Below are 17,691 nucleotides of genomic sequence, written 5' to 3' on the forward strand. Positions count from 1 at the left end.
GCTACAACCGGGGTGGCGGAGCCAGGATGGTGATGCCGTGGCGGGCGGCGATCGCAGTCACCGCGGCGAGATCGGGCGGCCCGTCGGGCTCAGGCGGCAGCGTGAGCTCCTGCGCGGGCTCCCCCACTTCCGCCGCGAACTGCTCGAACCCGCCCGGATTGTGCAGCGTGAGAAACCGCGCCTCCGGCGACGTGACGACGTACGCATGCGGAACGCCCTTCGGCAGAACAGCCACGGTGCCGGGCCCCGCAAGATGCTCCTCCTCGGCGAGCACCACCCGCAGATCACCGTCGAGCACGATGAGCGACTCCTCCTCGTGCTCATGAATATGCACCGGGCTCCCGCTCCCCCGCCGAGCCAGATTGTCGGTCAGCGAGAATGCCCCACCGGTCTGCTCCCCACTCACCCGCACCTGCTGCAACACCCCGAGAAACCACAACGCGGTCTGCGTATCCGGACTCGAAATCACACCGTCCCCGACGGGCCTGATGCGCTGACTCATCACTGTCTCCTTTCCTCACCCACCACCCAACCCGCCCGAGCCACGCATCGCCACCAAATTGGCGCTGTCCGTCAAGCCCTGTGCGCATGGCAAAATCTGGCGGGTGCAGATCGGGATGCTGGGGTCGTTCGAGGTGCGGGGCGGCGACGGGGGCGTTCTCGACGTGCCTGGGGCGCGGCTGCGGGGGTTGTTGATTGCTCTCGCGCTCGACGCGGGGCGGGTGGTGCCGAAGGCGACGCTGGTGGACTGGATCTGGGGCGAGCAGCCGCCGGCGGATGCGGCCAATGCGTTGCAGCGGCTGGTCTCGCGGCTCCGGAAGGTGCTTCCGGAGGGGGCGGTCGAGGGACATACCGACGGCTACCGGCTGCGGATCGATCCGGACGACGTCGACGCCGTACGGTTCGAACGCCTGGTCACGCGGGCGCGGACCGATCAGGATCCGCAGGGCGTCCGGCTGCTCCGGGAAGCGCTCGGATTGTGGCGCGGGCCGGCGATGCAGGACGTCGGGCTGACCGAGAGCGGCGCGTTCGACGCGGCCGTGACGCGGCTCGACGGGCTGCGACTGACCGCGATGGAGGACCGGTACGACGCCGAGATCACGCTCGGTCACGGTGCAGAACTCGTCACGGAGCTGACAGACCTGGTCGCCGCGCACCCGGTCCGCGAACGCCTCGTCGCCGCCCTGATGCGCGCCCTCGTCGCCTCCGGCCGCGACACCGAGGCGCTCCGCGTGTACGAGCGCACCCGCGAAACCCTCGCCGACGAACTCGGTGTCGACCCGTCGCCCGAACTCTCCGCCCTGCACGTCGCCCTGCTCCGGGGTGAGCTGGTACGCCGCGACGAGAAGCGCAACACCAACCTCCGCGAGGAGCTGACGACGTACGTCGGCAAGGACGCCGACATCGCGACGGTCCGCGACCTGGTCGCCGCGCACCGCCTCACCAGCCTGATCGGCCCGGGCGGCTCGGGAAAGACCAGGCTCGCGACCGAGACCGCCCGGACCATGCTCGGCGACCTGCCGGACGGCGCCTGGATGGTGGAGCTCGCGGCGATCGGGGCCGACGGCGACGTGGCGCAGGCGACGCTCGGCGCGCTCGCGCTGCGGGACGCGTTGCTCGGCGACGTACCGGACAGGGACCCGACGGACCGGGTGATCGCGGCCGTCCGGGAGCGGTCGATGCTGCTGATCCTGGACAACTGCGAGCACGTGATCGAGTCGGCCGCGACGTTCGCGCATCGCGTGCTCGGCGAATGCCCGCGGCTGCGGATCCTCGCCACCAGCCGCGAACCGCTCGGCATCACCGGCGAGGCCCTCTGGCCGGTCGCACCGTTGGCGCTGCCAACGGATACTGCCGATCCGGCCGAGATCGACGCGTCACCGGCCGTTCGCCTGCTGCAGGACCGGGCCACAGCTGTCCGCGCCGATCTCACCGCGGATCGCGAGACGATGGCCCGCATCTGCCGCGCCCTCGACGGTATGCCGCTGGCGATCGAGCTGGCCGCGGCCCGGTTGCGCACCATGTCGCTCGAACAGCTCGCCAACCGCCTCGACGACCGTTTCCGCCTGCTGACCGGCGGCAGCCGTACGGCGCTGCCCCGGCACCGCACGCTCCGCGCGGTGGTCGACTGGAGCTGGGAGCTGCTCTCCGATGCCGAGCGGTCGGTCCTGCGCCGGGTGTCGGTGTTCGCCGGCGGCGCGAGCCTCGACGCCGCCGAGCAGGTCTGTGCGGGCGGCGAGGTCGAGTCGTGGGAGGTCCTCGACCTGCTGACCGCGCTCACCGAGAAGTCGCTGGTCGTGACGAAGAACGAGGGCGCCCCGCGGTACCGGCTGCTCGGAACGATCAAGGAGTACGCCCAGCAGCGTCTCGACGAGGCGGGTGAGACCGAGCTGACCCGCCGTACCCACCTCGCCTACTTCACGGAGCTGGCCGAGACCGCCGATCCGCACCTGCGCCGTGCCGAGCAGCTCGAATGGTTGTCGACCGTGGAAGCCGAGCACGACAACATCGCCGCGGCGATGCGCGGAGCGCTGGCAGCCGGCGAGGCCGAGGGCTCGATGCGGCTCGCGGCGGCAGCGGGCTGGTACTGGTGGTTCGCCGGGCACAAGGTCGAAGGCAGCGAGTTCCTGCTGGCAGCCCCGGACGTGCCGGGCGAGGTGTCCGACGAGAGCCGCGCCGTGGTGTACGCGTTCGTCGCCAACTTCATGACGTCGGGGCGTGGCCGCGACCAGTTCAATGCGGAGGACTGGATCCGGAAGGCCGCGGACATCAGCCGGCGGGTCAAGAGCCCGCATCCGGCGGTGACCATGTCGACCGCACTCGAAGGCCTGCTGCGGGGGCCTGACTCGTTCGTGTCCACGTTCGAACCGCTGCTCACCGACGAAGACCCTTGGGTACGGGCATTGGCGCGGCTGCAGACCGGGAAGATGCGGATCATGCTCGGCGACGGCGACGAGGACGCCGACCGGGCGGTTGAGACCGCCCTGGCCGAGTTCCGCGCGATCGGCGAACGGTGGGGCATGTCGTTCGCGCTCACCGAACTGGCCGACCGGCTCGCCGTCCGTGGCAAGTTCGCCGAGGCGTGCGAGTACTCCGAGCAGGCGATCGCCGTCGCCGCCGAGTGCGGCGCGACCGAGGACGTCGTACGGCTGCGGTCGCGGCAGGCCCAGCTGTACTGGCTGGCGGACGATGCGGAGGCCTGCGCTGCCGCGTTGGCGGACGCACAGCGCCTGGCCGAACGGGTCGCGTGGCCCGAGGCGCTCGTCGAGCTGGCGCTGTCGAAGGCGGAGCTCGCCCGCTGGCAGGGCGAGGCCGACGAGGCCCGCGAACAGCTCAGCCGCGCGACGACCATGCTGGGGCACGAGGCGGAGCGGGCGAACCTGCGCGCCATGATCCAGGACGTGCTCGGTTACCTCACCGACGATCTCGACGAGGCCTGGCAGCACCGCAGCGCGGCCTTCCAGGCGGCTGCCGAGGGCGGCCACGCTCCCGGCATCGCCCAGGTGCTGGTCGGGATCGCGGATCTCGCGTTGCGGACCGGCCAGGACGAGCAGGCGGCGCGGCTGCTGGCCGCGAGTGCCGCCGTACGAGGGCTGCCGGACCGCTCCAACCCGGACGTGGCAAGGCTCGAGGAGGAAACACGTCGTCGCCTCGGTGACACGAAGTTCACCGAGGCGACGGAGGAGGGACGGCAGGCGAGCTGGCGGGAGCTGGTCGAGGTCACGCTCGCTTCGTGAACGTCGAGGTCGCCCAGATGTACCCGACCACGGCGATCCCGAGGCACCACGCGAACGCGGCGATCAGGTCGCCCGTCTGCGGCGCGCCGTTCAGCAGCCCGCGGAGCGACTCGATGATCGGCGTGAACGGCTGGTACTGCGCGAACTGCTTCACGCCGGGCCCCATCTTGTCGGCCGGCACGATCGCGCTGCTGAAGAACGGCAGCATGACCAGCGGCACCGAGGCCAGCCCCGCGGTCTCCGGGCTCTTGGCGAACAGACCGAGCGCGACGGTCAGCCAGCCGGTCGCCACCCCGAGCAGTACGACGAGACCGAGCACGCCGAGCCACTGGGCGAAGCTCGCCGACGGGTCGAAGCCGAGCGCGAACGCGACCCCGATGATCGCGGCGATCGCGATCAGGTTGGTCAGCACGCTCGCCACCACGTGACCGGTCAGGACCGCGCTCCGCGGCACGTCCATCACCTTGAACCGGTTGATGATGCCCTTGGTCATGTCGGAGTTCACCGCGGTCGCCACCGCACCGAGCCCGTAGCAGACCGCCAGCAGGAGCATTCCGGGTGTCGCGTAGTCGACGTACGGGACGCCGACGCTGAACGCGTCACCGAGCATGTAGACGAACATCAGCATCACCACGACCGGCATCAGGACGGCGTTGAACACCGAGGTCGGGTTCCGCGCGATGTGCTTGAGGTTGCGGCGCAGCATCACGATCGAGGGGTTCTTCATTTCGCGACTACCTCCGTGGTGTCGTGGCCCGTCAGGGCGAGGAATACGTCGTCGAGGTCAGGGGTGTGGACGGAGAACTCGCCGGCGTCCAGGGAGTGCTCGTCGAGCCGGTCGAGCAGCTCGCGGACCGACCGGGTGCCGCCGTCGCTGGGGACCCGCAGGGTGAGGGACTCGTCGTCGCGGGTCGAGCCGGGCAGGATCCGGGCGGCCGTGTCGAGTTCCGCGACCGACTCGAATCGGAACCGGACGTGGGTGCCGGGGATCTGCCGCTTGAGCTCGTCCGGGGTGCCCTGGGCAACCAACCGGCCCTTGTCGAGGACCGCGATCCGGTCGGCCAGCTCGTCGGCCTCGTCGAGGTACTGCGTGGTGAGGAAGATCGTCACGCCGTCGGCCAGCAGTTCGCGGATGATCGTCCACATCGTCCGCCGGCTGCGCGGGTCGAGACCCGTGGTCGGCTCGTCGAGGAAGATGATCTGCGGGTTGCCGACCAAAGTCATCGCGAGGTCGAGCTTGCGACGCATGCCGCCGGAGTAGGTCGCCGCGGGCTTGTCCGCCGCCTCCGCCAGCTCGAACCGCTCCAGCAGCTCGGCGACGACGCCGTTGGCGGCGCCGCGGCTCAGGTCCACCATCAGCTGGAGGTTCTCGCGTCCGGTGAGCAGCTCGTCCACGGCCGCGAACTGGCCGGTGACCCCGATCGCGGAGCGGACCGACTTGGCCGCGGTCGCCGCGTCGTAGCCGGCCACCCGGACCGTGCCGCTGTCGGCTTTGGTCAGCGTGGTGAGCACGTTGACCGTGGTGGTCTTGCCGGCCCCGTTCGGGCCGAGCAGGGAGAAGACGGTGCCCGCGGGGACGTCGAGGTCGATGCCGTCGAGCACGGTCTTGTCGCCGTACGTCTTGCGCAGTCCTGTGACCGCGATCGCCGAAGTTGTCATGGGAACACCTTCGGCGGCGGTCCTGACACGCCCCTGACACGCCGCCTACACCGTGTCAGCCGCTGTGTCCGCCCTGGTCGCAGAGCGGTGTCAGGAGGTGCGGCCAGAGTTGCCACACCGACACCTGAGGGAGAACCACAATGTCCAGTTTCCACACCCCCGCGCCGATCTCCGCGACGATCGACATCGTCTTCGGCAACATCACCGTCAAGGCCGGCGACCGGACCGATACCGTCGTCGAGGTCCGCCCGGTCGACCCGGCCTGGGAGCTGGACGTGAAGGCCGCCGAGCAGGTGGTCGTCGAGTTCACCGACAACAAGCTGCAGGTGAAGCACCCGAAGCTGCGGTCGATGTTCAGCAAGCGGTACGGAGCCGTCGAGGTCCTGATCGAACTACCCGCCGGCTCGGACGTCCACGGTTACACCGCGAAGGGCGAGTACGTCGTCGAGGGCCGGGTCGGCTCGTGCGAGCTGAAGACGGCGAACGGCGACATCCGGGTCGGCACGGTCGCGGGCAACCTGCGCGCCAAGTCCGCCACCGGTCACATCAGCGTCGACGCGGCGGGCGCCGAGGTCAACGCCCGGACCGCCAGCGGCGACATCCGCGTCGGCGCCCTCGGCACCGGCACGGTCGACCTGTACACCGCCACCGGCGAGGTCGCGGTCGGCGTCCCCGCGGGTACGGCGGCCACCGTCGACGCGCACACCTCCGTCGGCCGGGTCTTCAACGACCTGCCGACGATCGAGAACCCGGCCCGCACCGTCACCGTCCGCGCCCGCACCCACGGCGGCAACATCACCGTCCGCCCCGCCTGACCCGATCCCCAGGCCATCACAATCCGCCCGGGCGGCCCGCGCCGAGCGCGACCCCGGCCGACGGCCGACGATTGTGATGGGCTGGCGGTCGGCGTCCAGGGCTGCGCGGGCGGGCGGTCGGCGTCTACGGCTGCGCAGGTGGGCGGTCGGCCGCGCCCGGGGCGCTACGGCTTGGCCGGCGTGCGGTCGGCGGCCAGAGAGGCGAGGAGGCGGAGCTTCTCGGCGGACGGGGAGCGGGGTTCGGCGGTGTAGACGATGAGCACGAGGCCGGGTTCGGCGGTGATGGCGAGTTCCTCGTAGGCGAGCGTGAGGTCGCCGACCTCGGGGTGGTGGAACCGCTTGGTGCCGGTGCCGTGGGTGCGGACGTCGTGTGAACCCCAGAGCCGGCGGAACGTCTCGCTCTGAGTGGACAGTTCGCCGACCAGGTCCTGCAGGCCGCGGTCGTGCGGATCGCGGCCGGCCTCGGCGCGCATGATCGCGACACACATGTGCGCGAACAGATCCCAGTCGGGGTAGAAGTCGCGCGACGCCGGGTCGAGGAACTGGAAGCGGGCCAGGTTCGGCGTCCGGCCGCCCTCGCCGATCACCGGCGAGTAGAACACCCGGCCGAGCGCGTTCGTCGCGAGCAGGTCCTGCGAGGGGTTGCGGACAAACGCGATGCCGTCGGTGATTGCCTCCAGCGCCCACTGCAGGCTCAGCCGGGACGCGGCCTGCGGGGCAGGGCGGCGCCGACGGCGACCCGACGCCGGGATGCCGTCAGCCGCCCGCGCGAGGGCGAACAGATGCGCGCGCTCGGTGTCGTCGAGCCGCAGCGCCTCCGCGAGCGCCTCGAGTACGGCGGACGACGCCCCGGCGATCGCGCCGCGCTCGAGCTTGGCGTAGTACTCGATGCTCACCCCGGCGAGGGTGGCGACCTCGCTCCGGCGCAGCCCTGGTACGCGTCGCTGACCCACGGCTGGGAGACCCACGTCCGACGGCGTCAGCTTCGCCCGCCGCGAGGTGAGGAACGCCCGGACCTCGGCCTTGTTGTCCATGTCATCGACGGTACCGGTGCCGCGCCCGCGGAGGGATGTACTGCTGGTACACCTCTCGAGCGGGACTTCTTCGCGTCCGCTCCGGGCGCTTGCATGGAGCTGCGAGCGACCGAGAGGACCCGATGACCCTGACCACCGCGCGACCACCGCAGACCAGCCGTGGCGCAGCCCCGCCCGCAATCCTGCCGGCAACCGTGCTGGCCACCGTCGTCCTGATCACCGCGATCGCTCCGCTGGCCACCGACATGTACGTCCCGGCGTTCCCGCTGGTCGCCCGCGACCTCGCCACGAGCGCCACCGAGGTACAACTCACGCTGACGACCTTCTTCGTCGGCATGGCTCTGGGACAACTCGTCGGCGGCCCGGTCTCGGACCGGGCCGGCCGGCGGCGTCCGCTCCTGATCTCGCTCGTGGTGCTGACCGCCGCCTCGGCGCTGTGCGCGTTCAGCCCGACGATCGGCGTGCTGATGGTTGCCCGGCTGGTGCAGGGTTTCAGCGGCGGGTGGGCGATGGTGATCGCCCGGTCGGTCGTGGTGGACCTGACGTCCGGGACCCGGCTGGTCCGCGCGATGAACCTGGTCGCCGGTGTGGCCGGGATCGCGCCGATCGTCGGGCCGTTGCTCGGCGCGGCCGTCCTGCAGTTGTCGCACTGGCGGGTGTCGTTCTGGGTCGTCGCCGCGCTCGCCGCGGTCATGGTCGTGACGGTCGCGGTCGCCGTACCGGAAACTGCGCGCCGCGAGCCGACCCGTTTCGCGGGCGAGGTACTACGGAACCGCGGGTTCCTCGGCTACCTGGTCGTCTTCTCCTTCTCGATGGGCACGATCTTCGCGTACGTCGCGACGTCGGCCTTCGTGCTGCAGTCGATGAACGGCCTCTCCCCCGTCGCGTACTCCGTGGACTTCGCGGTCAACGCCGTCGGGCTGACCGTCGCGACACTCGTCGCCGCACGGCTGGCCGGTCGCGTCCCGACGCGGCAGCTCGTCCTCGTCGGGCTCGTCGCGACCGGCCTCGCGGGCGTGGTGCTGCTCGTCGGCGCGCTCTGGTTCGGCATGCCGCTTCCGGTCGCGCTGCTCGGGTTCTTCGTGCTGATGTCCGCTCAAGGCCTGGTCGGGCCGAACGCCGGTGCGCTCGCGTCCGCCCAGGTACCGGAGCATCCCGGCACCGGCTCGGCCGTACTCGGGTTCCTGCAGTGGTGCATGGCCGGCGTCGTCGCCCCGCTCGCGGGCCTCGGCGGCGAGCGTACCGCCGTACCGATGGCGGCCATCGTGCTCGCCCTCACTGCCTTCTCCCTGCTCGCACTGATCGTCAACCAGAGAGGTTCCCAACCATGCGTGGAGTCATGATGTACGGTCCCCGCGACGTCCGCGTCGAGGACCGGCCCGACCCGATCATCCAGCAGCCGACCGACGCGATCATCCGGCTGAGCGCCACCTGCGTCTGCGGCTCGGACCTGTGGCCGTACCGCGGCCAGGACAAGCTCGACGGACCGACGCCGATGGGCCACGAGTACGCCGGTGTCGTCGAGGAGATCGGCTCCGCCGTCACCACCGTCAAGCCGGGCGACTTCGTCATCGGCTCGTTCTTCGCCTCCGACAACACCTGCGAGATCTGCCGGGCCGGGTACCAGTCGCGCTGCGTCCACGCCGAGCTGATGGGTGCCATCGGCACCCAGTCGGAGCTGGCCCGGGTACCGCTCGCGGACGGCACCCTCGTCGCGACCCCGGGCCTGCCCGACGCCGACCTGATCCCGTCCTTCCTCGCCGCGTCCGACGTACTGGGCACCGGCTGGTTCGCCGCCGTCGCGGCCGCGGCCGGTCCCGGCAAGACGGTCGCCGTCGTCGGCGACGGCGCGGTCGGCCTGCTCGGCGTCCTGGCGGCCCGCCAACTCGGCGCCGAACGCATCATCGCGATGAGCCGCCACGAGCCCAGGCAGCAACTGGCCCTGGAGTACGGCGCGACGGACATCGTCACCGAACGCGGGGACGCGGGCGTCGCACGCGTCAAGGAACTCACCGGCGGCTACGGCGCACACAGCGTCATCGAGGCCGTCGGCACCCAGGAGTCGATGATGCAGGCGATCCGCGCGACCCGCGCCGGCGGCCACGTCGGCTATGTGGGTGTCGCCCACGACGTGAGCCTGCCCGGCGACGAACTGTTCTTCTCCGGCGTCCACCTGCACGGCGGCCCGGCCCCGGTCCGCCACTACCTCCCCACCCTCATCGACCTGATCACCCGCCGCGAGATCGACCCCGGCAAGGTCTTCGACCTCGACCTGCCGCTGTCCGACGCCGCCAAGGCCTACGAGGCGATGGACCAGCGCCAGGCGATCAAGGCCCTCCTGCGTCCGTGACGTCGGCGCCGCGCCCGGATTGTGTCCTGGCGCGGCGAAATTCGCGGGGAATTCTGTCGGAGGGTTGACGGAAAAATTCCGGGTTCCTAGCGTCGCGAGAGTGCAGACGCAGCCAGGAGTACAGGCACTTGTGCGGAGGACCCACGAAGAGCGGGTCCTCCAGGTGCTGCGGGAGCAGGGCGCGCTCAGCCGGAACCAGATCGCGCGTGCCGTCGGTCTGTCCCGCACCACGTTGTCCGAGATCACCGGGAGCCTGCTGCAGCGGGGCGCCATCATCGTCACCGACACCGACGCGGCGCACCGGGAAGGCAGCGGCCGCCCGGCCGAGCGACTCGCGCTGGATCCGGCGTCCGGGCAGTTCATGGGCGTCGACTTCGGGCATCGCCGCGTGCACGTCACGGTGGCCGACGCCTCCCACGAGATCGTCGCGTCCGGCTCCGACCGGTACGAGGACCGCGTCGACTGGCCGACCCGGCTCGACGTCGCGTTCCGCCTGATCGAGCGGCTCAGCGACGAGTACGGCGTCCACTACGGCGCCCTGCAGGGCGTGGGCATCGGCATTCCCGGGCCGTACTCGGGCAAGCCGGGCGTGCGCGGGTTCCCCTCGCACCGCGCGGCCGCGGACGGCTTCCACGACGCCTCCGTCGACGAGGCGTTCGGCGAGCGGTTCGGCGCGCCGGTGATCGTCGACAACAACACCCGGCTGGCCGCGCTGGCGGAGGCGATCTTCGGCGCCAAGGCGATCGAGAACCTGCTCTACGTGCGCCTGTCCGACGGCGTCGGCGGCGGCCTCGTGGTCGGCGGCCGGCTCGTGTCGGGCTCGGCCGGACTGGCCGGCGAGCTGGGACATGTGACGGTGCGCGCCGACGGCGGTCCCTGCCGCTGCGGCAAGAACGGCTGTCTCGAGACCATTGCCTCGGTCCCCGCGATCCTGGCAACCTGCCGAGCCGCAGGCCTCGCCGCGGAGAGCCTCGACGACCTCGCCGCGGCCGTCGCCCGTTCACACCCGGTCGCCGACCAGGTACTGCGGGACGCCGGCGCCGCTGTCGGCCGGGTCCTCGCCGCGGTCGCGATGGCGCTGAACCCCGCGGAGATCGTGATCGGCGGCGCGATCACCCGCCTCGCGCCCGCGATCGTCGAGCAGGCCGCCGCGCGGGTCAGCTACGAACTCTTCCCAGGTGCCGCCTCCCCCGGTGTACGGGCGGCGTACCTCTCCGACGACGACGGAGCGCTCGGTGCGCTCGCCGCCGTCTTCCACAGCTCGCCGCTGCTGGCCGGATACCCCGAGACACCGGCGCCGGCCGGTTCGGGTTCCCGCCTGCGGCAGACCGAAACCCGAGGAGTGGCCGATGGCCGTGCTCACTGACCAGACCGCCGGTACCGCGAGGACGCGGGACCGAACCCGCACGCGGACCACCGGCCTGCCCCTGTTACTCAACGGGGTCTCGATCGGCCTGGGCATCGCGCTGTGGTGGATCCTGGCGCTCGCCGGGCTGAAGCTGCCGACGCCTCCCGAGGTGGTCTCCCAGGCGGTGACCCTGACCGGCAACGGCACGCTGGGCAAGGACGTCCTGGCCAGCCTGACGCGGGTCCTGATCGGCTTCGCGCTCGGCACCGCCGCCGCGATCCCCGTCGGCTTCCTGATGGGCTGGTACGCCGTGGTCCGCGGGCTGGTCGAGCCGTGGATCCAGTTCTTCCGGACCGTGCCACCGCTCGCGATCATCCCGCTGGCGATCGTGCTGATGGGGATCGGCGAGGCGCCGAAGATCTTCGTGATCTTCCTGGCCGCGTTCCTGGCCTGCGTGATCTCGACGTTCCAGGGCGTGGTCAACGTCGACAAGACACTGATCAACGCTGCCCGGGTGCTGGGTTCCAAGGACGCCGGGATCTTCGCCCGGGTCGTCGTACCCGCCTCGACGCCGTTCATCCTGGTCGGCATGCGGGTCGGGCTCGGCTCGGCCTGGGCGACGCTGGTCGCCGCCGAACTGATCGCCGCCCAGCAGGGCCTCGGCTTCCGGATGCAGAACGCGCAGCTGTACTACGACCTGCCGACGATCTTCGTCGGCCTGATCTCGATCGGCATCCTCGGTCTGCTGATGGACCGGGTGCTGCTGACGGCCGAACGCAAACTCACCGGATGGCAGGAACGCCGATGACGAAGAGCCCGCAGAAGATCTCTGTCCAGTCGGTCACCAAGACCTTTGCCCTCGGCAAGGACACCTTCACCGCCCTCGACCAGGTGTCGCTGGACATCGCGGACAACGAGTTCATCACCGTGGTGGGCCCGTCGGGCTGCGGCAAGAGCACGCTGATGAACATCCTGGCCGGCCTGGAGGGACCGACGGCGGGGCGCGCGCTGGTCGACGGCGTACCGGTGTCGGGTCCCGGCCCGGAGCGCGGCGTGATCTTCCAGCAGTACGCGCTCTTCCCGTGGCTGACGGTGCGCAAGAACGTCGAGTTCGGGCTCAAGACCGCCGGTGTCCGCAAGGACGAGCGACGGGAGCGCGCCCAGCACTTCATCGACATGGTGGGGCTGTCCGACTTCGCGGACGCACTGCCCAAGATGCTGTCCGGCGGTATGCGGCAGCGCTGCGCGATCGCCCGGGCGTACGCCGTGAACCCGTCGATCCTGCTGATGGACGAGCCGTTCGGGGCCCTGGACGCCCTGACCCGGGTCAAGCTGCAGGAACAGCTGCTGGCCACCTGGAGCCAGGAGCAGCGCACGGTCATGTTCATCACGCACGACGTCGACGAGGCGGTCTTCCTGGCGAACCGCGTCGTCGTGATGGCCGCCCGGCCGGGGCGGATCTACGACGTGATCGACGTCGACCTGCCGTACCCCCGGTCCGAGGAGTTCCGCCTGAGCGCCGAGTTCGCCGCGTTGCGCAACCGCGTCTGGCACTCCGTCTACCACCAGGACGGCCGCACCGCGGCCGAGTCCGGAACCGCTCTGCCGTCACCCGCGACGGCTCGATCCTAGGGACCACCCATGACGTTCTCACGCAAGCTCACGGCGCTCGCCGCCGGTACCGTCGCCCTCGCGCTCGCCCTCGCCGGCTGTGGCGGGTCCGACGACAAGGCCGCGGACGGCGGCCCGCTGGAGCAGGTGAACTTCGGCTACATCGCGGACTACAACGGCACCAGTCTGCTGGCGATCGCCGACGACCAGAAGCTGTGGCAGAAGCACGGCCTGAAGGCGAGCACGAAGGTGTTCACCAACGGCCCCCTGCAGATCCAGGCGCTCGGCACCGGCGACCTCGACTTCGGCTACATCGGCCCGGGGGCGTTCTGGCTGCCGGCGTCAGGACAGGCGAAGGTCGTCGCGATCAACACGCTGGGCAACGCCGACCGGGTGATCGCCCGCTCCGGCACCTCCTCGATCGACCAGCTCCGCGGCAAGACCGTCGGCGTCCCCGAAGGCACGTCGGGCGACATGATCCTCACGCTCGCGCTGAAGAAGGCCGGGATGACCAAGGACGACCTCAAGGTCGTCAACATGGACGCCTCGACCATCGTGTCCGCGTTCGCATCCAAGAAGATCGACGCGGCCGGTTTCTGGTACCCGGCGATCGCGACGATCAAGAAGCAGGTCCCGGACCTGACCGAGCTCGCCAAGAACTCCGACTTCGAGTCCCAGGTCTCCTTCCCGACCGCGTTCGTGGCCGGCAACGACGTCGTCTCCGGCCAGAAGACCAAGACCGAGAAGACCATCGCCGTACTGCGGGACGCGATCGCCTACCGGTCCGCGAACATGGACAAGTCGATCGAGCTGACCGCCAAGATGCTCAACGTCCCGGTCGACCAGGTGAAGGCCGACGCGGGCAACGTCAAGGTGCTGTCCCTCGACGAGCTGGACGCGAAGACCAAGGACGGCACCGTCGACAAGTGGCTGAACGGCATGGCCGACTACTTCGTCGAAGCCGGCAAGCTGAAGTCGAAGGTCGACCCGAAGACCTACTACACCGGCGAGCTGTTCACCACCGCGGCGGCCGCCAAGTGAGCCGACCCGGTAGCAACCCGAAGAACATCCTGTTCCTGATGACCGACCAGCACCGGACCGACACACTCGGTGCTTACGGCAACCAACTGGGGACGACCCCGAACCTCGACGAGCTGGCCCGGACCGGGACCCGCTTCGACCGGTGGTACACCCCGACGGCCATCTGTACACCGGCCCGGGCCAGCCTGCTCACCGGGCAGGCGCCGTTCCGGCACAAGCTCCTGGCGAACTACGAGCGCAACGTCGGCTACATCGAGGACCTGGGCGAGGGGACGTTCACCTTCTCGCAGACGTTGCGCGACAGGGGGTACAACTGCGGGCTGATCGGCAAGTGGCACGTCGGCACCAACAGGACGGCCGGCGACTTCGGGTTCGACGGGCCCGACCTGCCGGGGTGGCACAACCCGGTGGATCACCCGGACTACCTGGAGTATCTCGAGGAGCGCGGACTACCGCCGTACGAGATCTCGGACCGGATCCGCGGGACGCTGCCGAACGGCGGGCCGGGCAACCTGCTCGCCGCGCGGCTGCACCAGCCGGTGGAGGCGACGTTCGAGCACTACCTCGCCACGCGCGCCATCGAGCTGCTCGAGCGGTACGCCGCGGACGGTGAGCAGCCGTTCTTCCTGGCGCTGCACCTCTTCGGGCCGCACCTGCCGTACATCCTGCCCGACGAGTACTTCGACCTGATCGACCCCGCGGACGTCGAGCTGCCGCGATCGGTGGCCGAGACGTTCGAGGGCAAGCCTCCGGTGCAGAAGAACTACAGCGCGCACTGGACGTTCGACACGATGCCGATCGAGACGACCCGCAAGCTCATCGCGATCTACCAGGGGTACGTCGCGCTGATCGACTTCGAGATCGGCCGTGTGCTGGAGGCGATGAAACGGCTCGGGCTGACCGACGACACCGCGGTGTTCTTCACCTGCGACCACGGGGAGTTCACCGGTTCGCACCGGCTGCACGACAAGGGCCCGGCGATGTACGAGGACATCTACCGCACTCCGGGGCTGCTGCGCGTCCCGGGGCAGCCGGAGGGCGTCGTACGGAACGAGTTCGTCAGCCTGCTCGACTGCACGGCGACGATCCTCGACCTCGCCGGGGCGGATCCGAAACTCGCGACCGACTCGCGCAGCCTGTTGCCGTTGACAACCGGTGAGCCGGTCGAGTGGGACGACGACATCGTCTGCGAGTTCCACGGGCACCATTTCCCCTATCCGCAACGGATGCTGCGCACGGACCGGTACAAGCTCGTGGTCAACCCCGACTCGGTGAACGAGCTCTACGACCTGGAGCTCGACCCTGACGAACTGCTCAACGTGTACGAGCACCCGGAGCAGGCCGCCGTACGGTCACAGATGATGCGCCGTCTCTACACGGTACTGCGGGAGCGCGGCGACAACTTCTACCACTGGATGACCTCGATGTACGACGTGGGCGATGTCTCGTACGACCCCAGCATGAGCGGCCTCGACGAAGCGTCGTACCAGCCACCGGAAGACTGAAGACGGTCCGTGGGCCCTTCCCGGAGGGCCCACGGACGTTCTTCACTGCAGCGCGCGGAAGTCGTCGATCCAGGCGTACCCCGGCACCGACATCCCGTCGCCCCGCGGCCGCACCGTCAGGGGCGCGAAGACGCTGTTGAGCAGCCACGGCGCCTTCGTCGCACTCCAGCCGGCCGTCATCGACGGGATCTGCCGGAAGCCGTACGTCGCCACGGCGAGCCGGCCCGTGGCGCGGAAACGCTCCAGCTCGTCGCGCAGGAAGTGCTTCTTGGACTCGAACCACGGACTGGCAGCGAGCAACTCGTTCCACTTCGCCGACGGGAACGGCTGCTGGATCGCATCACCGATGACCTGCCACACCTGCGTATCCGCCGCGTAGCCGTACCGCTCGGCGAACGTCGCTGGGATCCGGTCGGTGAGGTGTTGTTGCCAGTACCAGACAAGCGAGAACTCCGTGACCAGGAACGTCTGTTCCGGCCGGAGCCGCGGCAGCGTGTAGTCGAGGAAGTCCTGGATGGCGGCCTGGTCGGCGACGTGCGGATGCAGGTCGACGCCTTCGAGTTCGGGCGTCTCGCGGACGAAGCGCAGGTACCGCTCGACCGCCGGAGTACGGTTCTGCGCCAGGTCCAGCCGGTTCAGTGCGCCCATGTACAGATGGGTCGCACAGTTCTGCGGACAGAGCTTGGCGCGGGCCGCGATCACGTGCCGGGCAACGGCCTCGTAGAAGTCGTTCAGCCGCTCGTCGCGCTCGGCGGGCAGGCTCTCGATGAACGGCTCGTTGCCGATCGTGACGATGTCCACGGTCCCGAGCACGAGCGGGAGCACGCGGTCCAGCCGGGCGAGTTCGGCGGTCAGCTCCGCGCTGCCCGGCCGGGGGAAGGACGTCCCGGCCTTGGGGAACTTCAGGCTGAGGACGGTCTTGTAGCCGCGGGCGTGCGCATCGCGGATCACCCCGAGGGTCGGGCTGTTCTCGGGAGGTACGGCGTCCGCCTCGGGCAGCGCGTAGAAGCCGCGGACCCAGCTCGCACGCGCCGTGCGGAGCTCGCGGTAGTTCAGCTGGTCGAGGTTCTCGTTGTAGTTGGCGCCCAGGGCGCCCAACGCCGGCAAGGGTGTGGTCGCCGACGCCGGCGCGGCGGCTGCCGCAACGGTGCCGCCGCTCACCAGGACCAGGGCACCGACGAGGGCGGCGAGTCGGCGTCTCAACTGCCGGCCTGACGCCGCACGTACAAGCGGTTGGACTGCGGCCCGGTCCACTCCATCCGGACAACACCCGGTACCGCGGTGTCGGCGACGCGGGACGGATCCGCCCAGTAGCCGAAGTTCGGGTTGCGGAAGAACGTCGCCCACAGGTGGCCACTGGCGTCGGCGAAGACGTTGTTGTGGCCGGCTCCGACACCGGCGGTCCATCGGCGCGAGTACGGCCCTTCGAATTGGTCGGAGACCGCCATGATCAGGTCGTACTGGTACTGCACACGTCCCGGGCCAGGTGGATCGTAGGCGTTGCGCGTGCTGCCGTCGGAGTTCGTCGAGGCACGGTCCCACGCCGCGTGCATGAGGTAGTACTTCCCGCCGTGCTTGAAGACGTACGCGCCTTCGAGGTAGGGCTCGGGCGTGTACGGCGCCTGCTGGAACCTCGGCAGCGCGGTGGTGGGGACGATGTCCTCCATGTCGTCGCGGAAGCGCGCGTAGAGGTCGTTGTGCAGCACCAGCCAGGCGTCGTCGCCTTCGGTGTACATGCTGCCGTCGATGTGGTGGTACGCGCCGGGCAGGATGAAGCCCGGTCCGCCGACGAACGAGTCCCCGAACGGCTTCTCGTAGTTGCCCTGGGCAAGCTGGTACGGCCCCTCGACGCCACCTTCGCTGATCAGCAGGAACGATCCGACCTTGCGCGAGTGGTCGCCCATGCAGGCGACGATGTACCAGGTGCCGCGGAAGTAGTGCACCTCGGGCGCCCAGACGTTTCCACGCTTGCCGAACTGGTCGTCGTACCAGTACTCCTGCCACGGAGCCACGACCGTACGTCCCGGGCTGTTCTCGCCGGCGAATTCGGGCGACCAGACCTTGCCCTTCTCCTGGCCGGGACGGATCCCGTTGGTGTCGGCCAGCCGCCACGGGCCGCGGAGCGACGGCGCGGTCCACACGAAGATCCCGTCGTTCCACGGTCCCGCCGCGGGCCGGCCCGGTACGCGCGTCGTACCGGTGGCGACGTACAACGGGCGGCCGTCGACGACGAAGCAGTTCACGTAGGTGTCGCGCATCCACACGCGCCCGAGTTCCTCGTCGCGAGGGCGCGGTTCGAGCGGCAGAACGAAGGAGTTGTCGTCACGGGGCCACAGGTCGGGCCGGGTGTCGGCCAGTCCGTACGGCTCGAGCTCGGGCCAGGGCTGCGGGTACCGCCGGTTCGGCTCGATCGTCCCGGCGTACGCCGTCGTGGGCAGCGCGACCGCCCCGGCGACGCCGGCCAGACCAGCCAGAACCGACCTTCTGTTGATGTCCATGGGGCACACCGTAATGACGGCGATTTCATCAGTGAACAAGCGACAAAAAGGTTGCTTTGCCAGGTTTTCGCCGGGCCCGTGTCAAGCTGGATC

General features: G+C 70.0%; 15 protein-coding genes. 9 read left to right on the top strand and 6 right to left on the bottom strand.

Annotation, left to right across the window (positions count from 1 at the left end):
* Position 1: 1 nt before the first annotated feature.
* Positions 2-502, bottom strand: a complete 501-nt coding sequence (locus BJY22_RS33765; RefSeq protein WP_167215147.1) for a cupin domain-containing protein — start codon at positions 500-502, stop codon at positions 2-4.
* A 103-nt stretch (positions 503-605) separates the two neighbouring features.
* Here BJY22_RS33765 and BJY22_RS33770 point away from each other — a divergent pair, with 103 nt between their 5' ends.
* Positions 606-3,737: a BTAD domain-containing putative transcriptional regulator gene (locus BJY22_RS33770; RefSeq protein ID WP_167215149.1), complete on the top strand. Its 3,132-nt coding sequence runs from the start codon at positions 606-608 to the stop codon at positions 3,735-3,737.
* On the opposite strand, the gene BJY22_RS33775 is transcribed toward BJY22_RS33770, so the two are convergent.
* Positions 3,721-4,464 carry an ABC transporter permease gene (locus tag BJY22_RS33775; RefSeq protein ID WP_167215152.1) on the bottom strand — a complete coding sequence of 248 codons (744 nt, stop codon included), beginning with the start codon at positions 4,462-4,464 and terminating at the stop codon, positions 3,721-3,723. The genes BJY22_RS33770 and BJY22_RS33775 overlap by 17 nt on opposite strands.
* Positions 4,461-5,396, bottom strand: a complete 936-nt coding sequence (locus BJY22_RS33780; protein ID WP_167215156.1) for an ATP-binding cassette domain-containing protein — start codon at positions 5,394-5,396, stop codon at positions 4,461-4,463. Before BJY22_RS33780 ends, BJY22_RS33775 begins: the two co-directional genes overlap by 4 nt.
* Positions 5,397-5,536: 140 nt before the next feature.
* Here BJY22_RS33780 and BJY22_RS33785 point away from each other — a divergent pair, with 140 nt between their 5' ends.
* Positions 5,537-6,211 carry a DUF4097 family beta strand repeat-containing protein gene (locus BJY22_RS33785; RefSeq protein WP_167215159.1) on the top strand — a complete coding sequence of 225 codons (675 nt, stop codon included), beginning with the start codon at positions 5,537-5,539 and terminating at the stop codon, positions 6,209-6,211.
* 164 nt (positions 6,212-6,375) lie between these two features.
* Here the strand turns inward: BJY22_RS33785 and BJY22_RS33790 are convergent, their stop codons facing one another.
* Positions 6,376-7,245 (bottom strand): helix-turn-helix transcriptional regulator, encoded by an 870-nt coding sequence (locus BJY22_RS33790; protein WP_167215162.1) that lies wholly within the window; start codon positions 7,243-7,245, stop codon positions 6,376-6,378.
* 122 nt (positions 7,246-7,367) lie between these two features.
* Here BJY22_RS33790 and BJY22_RS33795 point away from each other — a divergent pair, with 122 nt between their 5' ends.
* The 7 genes from BJY22_RS33795 (at position 7,368) to BJY22_RS33825 (ending at position 15,100) form a co-directional block, all read left to right on the top strand.
* On the top strand, positions 7,368-8,588 hold the full coding sequence (locus tag BJY22_RS33795; RefSeq protein ID WP_167215165.1) for a multidrug effflux MFS transporter: 1,221 nt from the start codon (positions 7,368-7,370) through the stop codon (positions 8,586-8,588).
* Positions 8,573-9,595 (top strand): zinc-dependent alcohol dehydrogenase family protein, encoded by a 1,023-nt coding sequence (locus tag BJY22_RS33800; protein WP_167215168.1) that lies wholly within the window; start codon positions 8,573-8,575, stop codon positions 9,593-9,595. The genes BJY22_RS33795 and BJY22_RS33800 overlap by 16 nt, the downstream gene beginning before the upstream one ends.
* Positions 9,596-9,695: 100 nt before the next feature.
* Positions 9,696-10,961 (top strand): ROK family protein, encoded by a 1,266-nt coding sequence (locus tag BJY22_RS33805; protein ID WP_167215171.1) that lies wholly within the window; start codon positions 9,696-9,698, stop codon positions 10,959-10,961.
* A complete protein-coding gene (locus tag BJY22_RS33810) occupies positions 10,945-11,751 on the top strand; it encodes an ABC transporter permease (RefSeq protein WP_167215174.1) in 807 nt (268 codons plus the stop codon). Before BJY22_RS33805 ends, BJY22_RS33810 begins: the two co-directional genes overlap by 17 nt.
* The gene (locus BJY22_RS33815) at positions 11,733-12,575 is read left to right on the top strand and encodes an ABC transporter ATP-binding protein (protein ID WP_238350538.1); all 843 of its coding nucleotides are present in this window, start codon (positions 11,733-11,735) and stop codon (positions 12,573-12,575) included. The genes BJY22_RS33810 and BJY22_RS33815 overlap by 19 nt, the downstream gene beginning before the upstream one ends.
* 9 nt (positions 12,576-12,584) lie before the next feature.
* Positions 12,585-13,595, top strand: a complete 1,011-nt coding sequence (locus BJY22_RS33820) for an aliphatic sulfonate ABC transporter substrate-binding protein (protein WP_167215177.1) — start codon at positions 12,585-12,587, stop codon at positions 13,593-13,595.
* Positions 13,592-15,100, top strand: a complete 1,509-nt coding sequence (locus BJY22_RS33825) for a sulfatase-like hydrolase/transferase (RefSeq protein ID WP_167215180.1) — start codon at positions 13,592-13,594, stop codon at positions 15,098-15,100. Before BJY22_RS33820 ends, BJY22_RS33825 begins: the two co-directional genes overlap by 4 nt.
* Positions 15,101-15,142: 42 nt before the next feature.
* Here the strand turns inward: BJY22_RS33825 and BJY22_RS33830 are convergent, their stop codons facing one another.
* Positions 15,143-16,303 carry a hypothetical protein gene (locus BJY22_RS33830; RefSeq protein WP_167215183.1) on the bottom strand — a complete coding sequence of 387 codons (1,161 nt, stop codon included), beginning with the start codon at positions 16,301-16,303 and terminating at the stop codon, positions 15,143-15,145.
* Complete coding sequence (locus BJY22_RS33835) at positions 16,300-17,598, bottom strand: family 43 glycosylhydrolase (RefSeq protein WP_167215186.1); 1,299 nt, start codon at positions 17,596-17,598, stop codon at positions 16,300-16,302. The genes BJY22_RS33830 and BJY22_RS33835 overlap by 4 nt, the downstream gene beginning before the upstream one ends.
* Positions 17,599-17,691 lie beyond the last annotated feature (93 nt).

It is taken from the genome of Kribbella shirazensis, from assembly GCF_011761605.1.
GTDB lineage: Bacteria > Actinomycetota > Actinomycetes > Propionibacteriales > Kribbellaceae > Kribbella > Kribbella shirazensis.

Coding starts and splice junctions, on each gene's coding strand:
- BJY22_RS33775 (WP_167215152.1), bottom strand. CDS start 4,464: ATGAAGAACCCCTCGATCGTGATGCTGCGCCGCAACCTCAAGCACATC.
- BJY22_RS33790 (WP_167215162.1), bottom strand. CDS start 7,245: ATGGACAACAAGGCCGAGGTCCGGGCGTTCCTCACCTCGCGGCGGGCG.
- BJY22_RS33795 (WP_167215165.1), top strand. CDS start 7,368: ATGACCCTGACCACCGCGCGACCACCGCAGACCAGCCGTGGCGCAGCC.
- BJY22_RS33780 (WP_167215156.1), bottom strand. CDS start 5,396: ATGACAACTTCGGCGATCGCGGTCACAGGACTGCGCAAGACGTACGGC.
- BJY22_RS33765 (WP_167215147.1), bottom strand. CDS start 502: ATGAGTCAGCGCATCAGGCCCGTCGGGGACGGTGTGATTTCGAGTCCG.
- BJY22_RS33835 (WP_167215186.1), bottom strand. CDS start 17,598: ATGGACATCAACAGAAGGTCGGTTCTGGCTGGTCTGGCCGGCGTCGCC.
- BJY22_RS33815 (WP_238350538.1), top strand. CDS start 11,733: ATGGCAGGAACGCCGATGACGAAGAGCCCGCAGAAGATCTCTGTCCAG.
- BJY22_RS33800 (WP_167215168.1), top strand. CDS start 8,573: ATGCGTGGAGTCATGATGTACGGTCCCCGCGACGTCCGCGTCGAGGAC.
- BJY22_RS33810 (WP_167215174.1), top strand. CDS start 10,945: ATGGCCGTGCTCACTGACCAGACCGCCGGTACCGCGAGGACGCGGGAC.
- BJY22_RS33820 (WP_167215177.1), top strand. CDS start 12,585: ATGACGTTCTCACGCAAGCTCACGGCGCTCGCCGCCGGTACCGTCGCC.
- BJY22_RS33785 (WP_167215159.1), top strand. CDS start 5,537: ATGTCCAGTTTCCACACCCCCGCGCCGATCTCCGCGACGATCGACATC.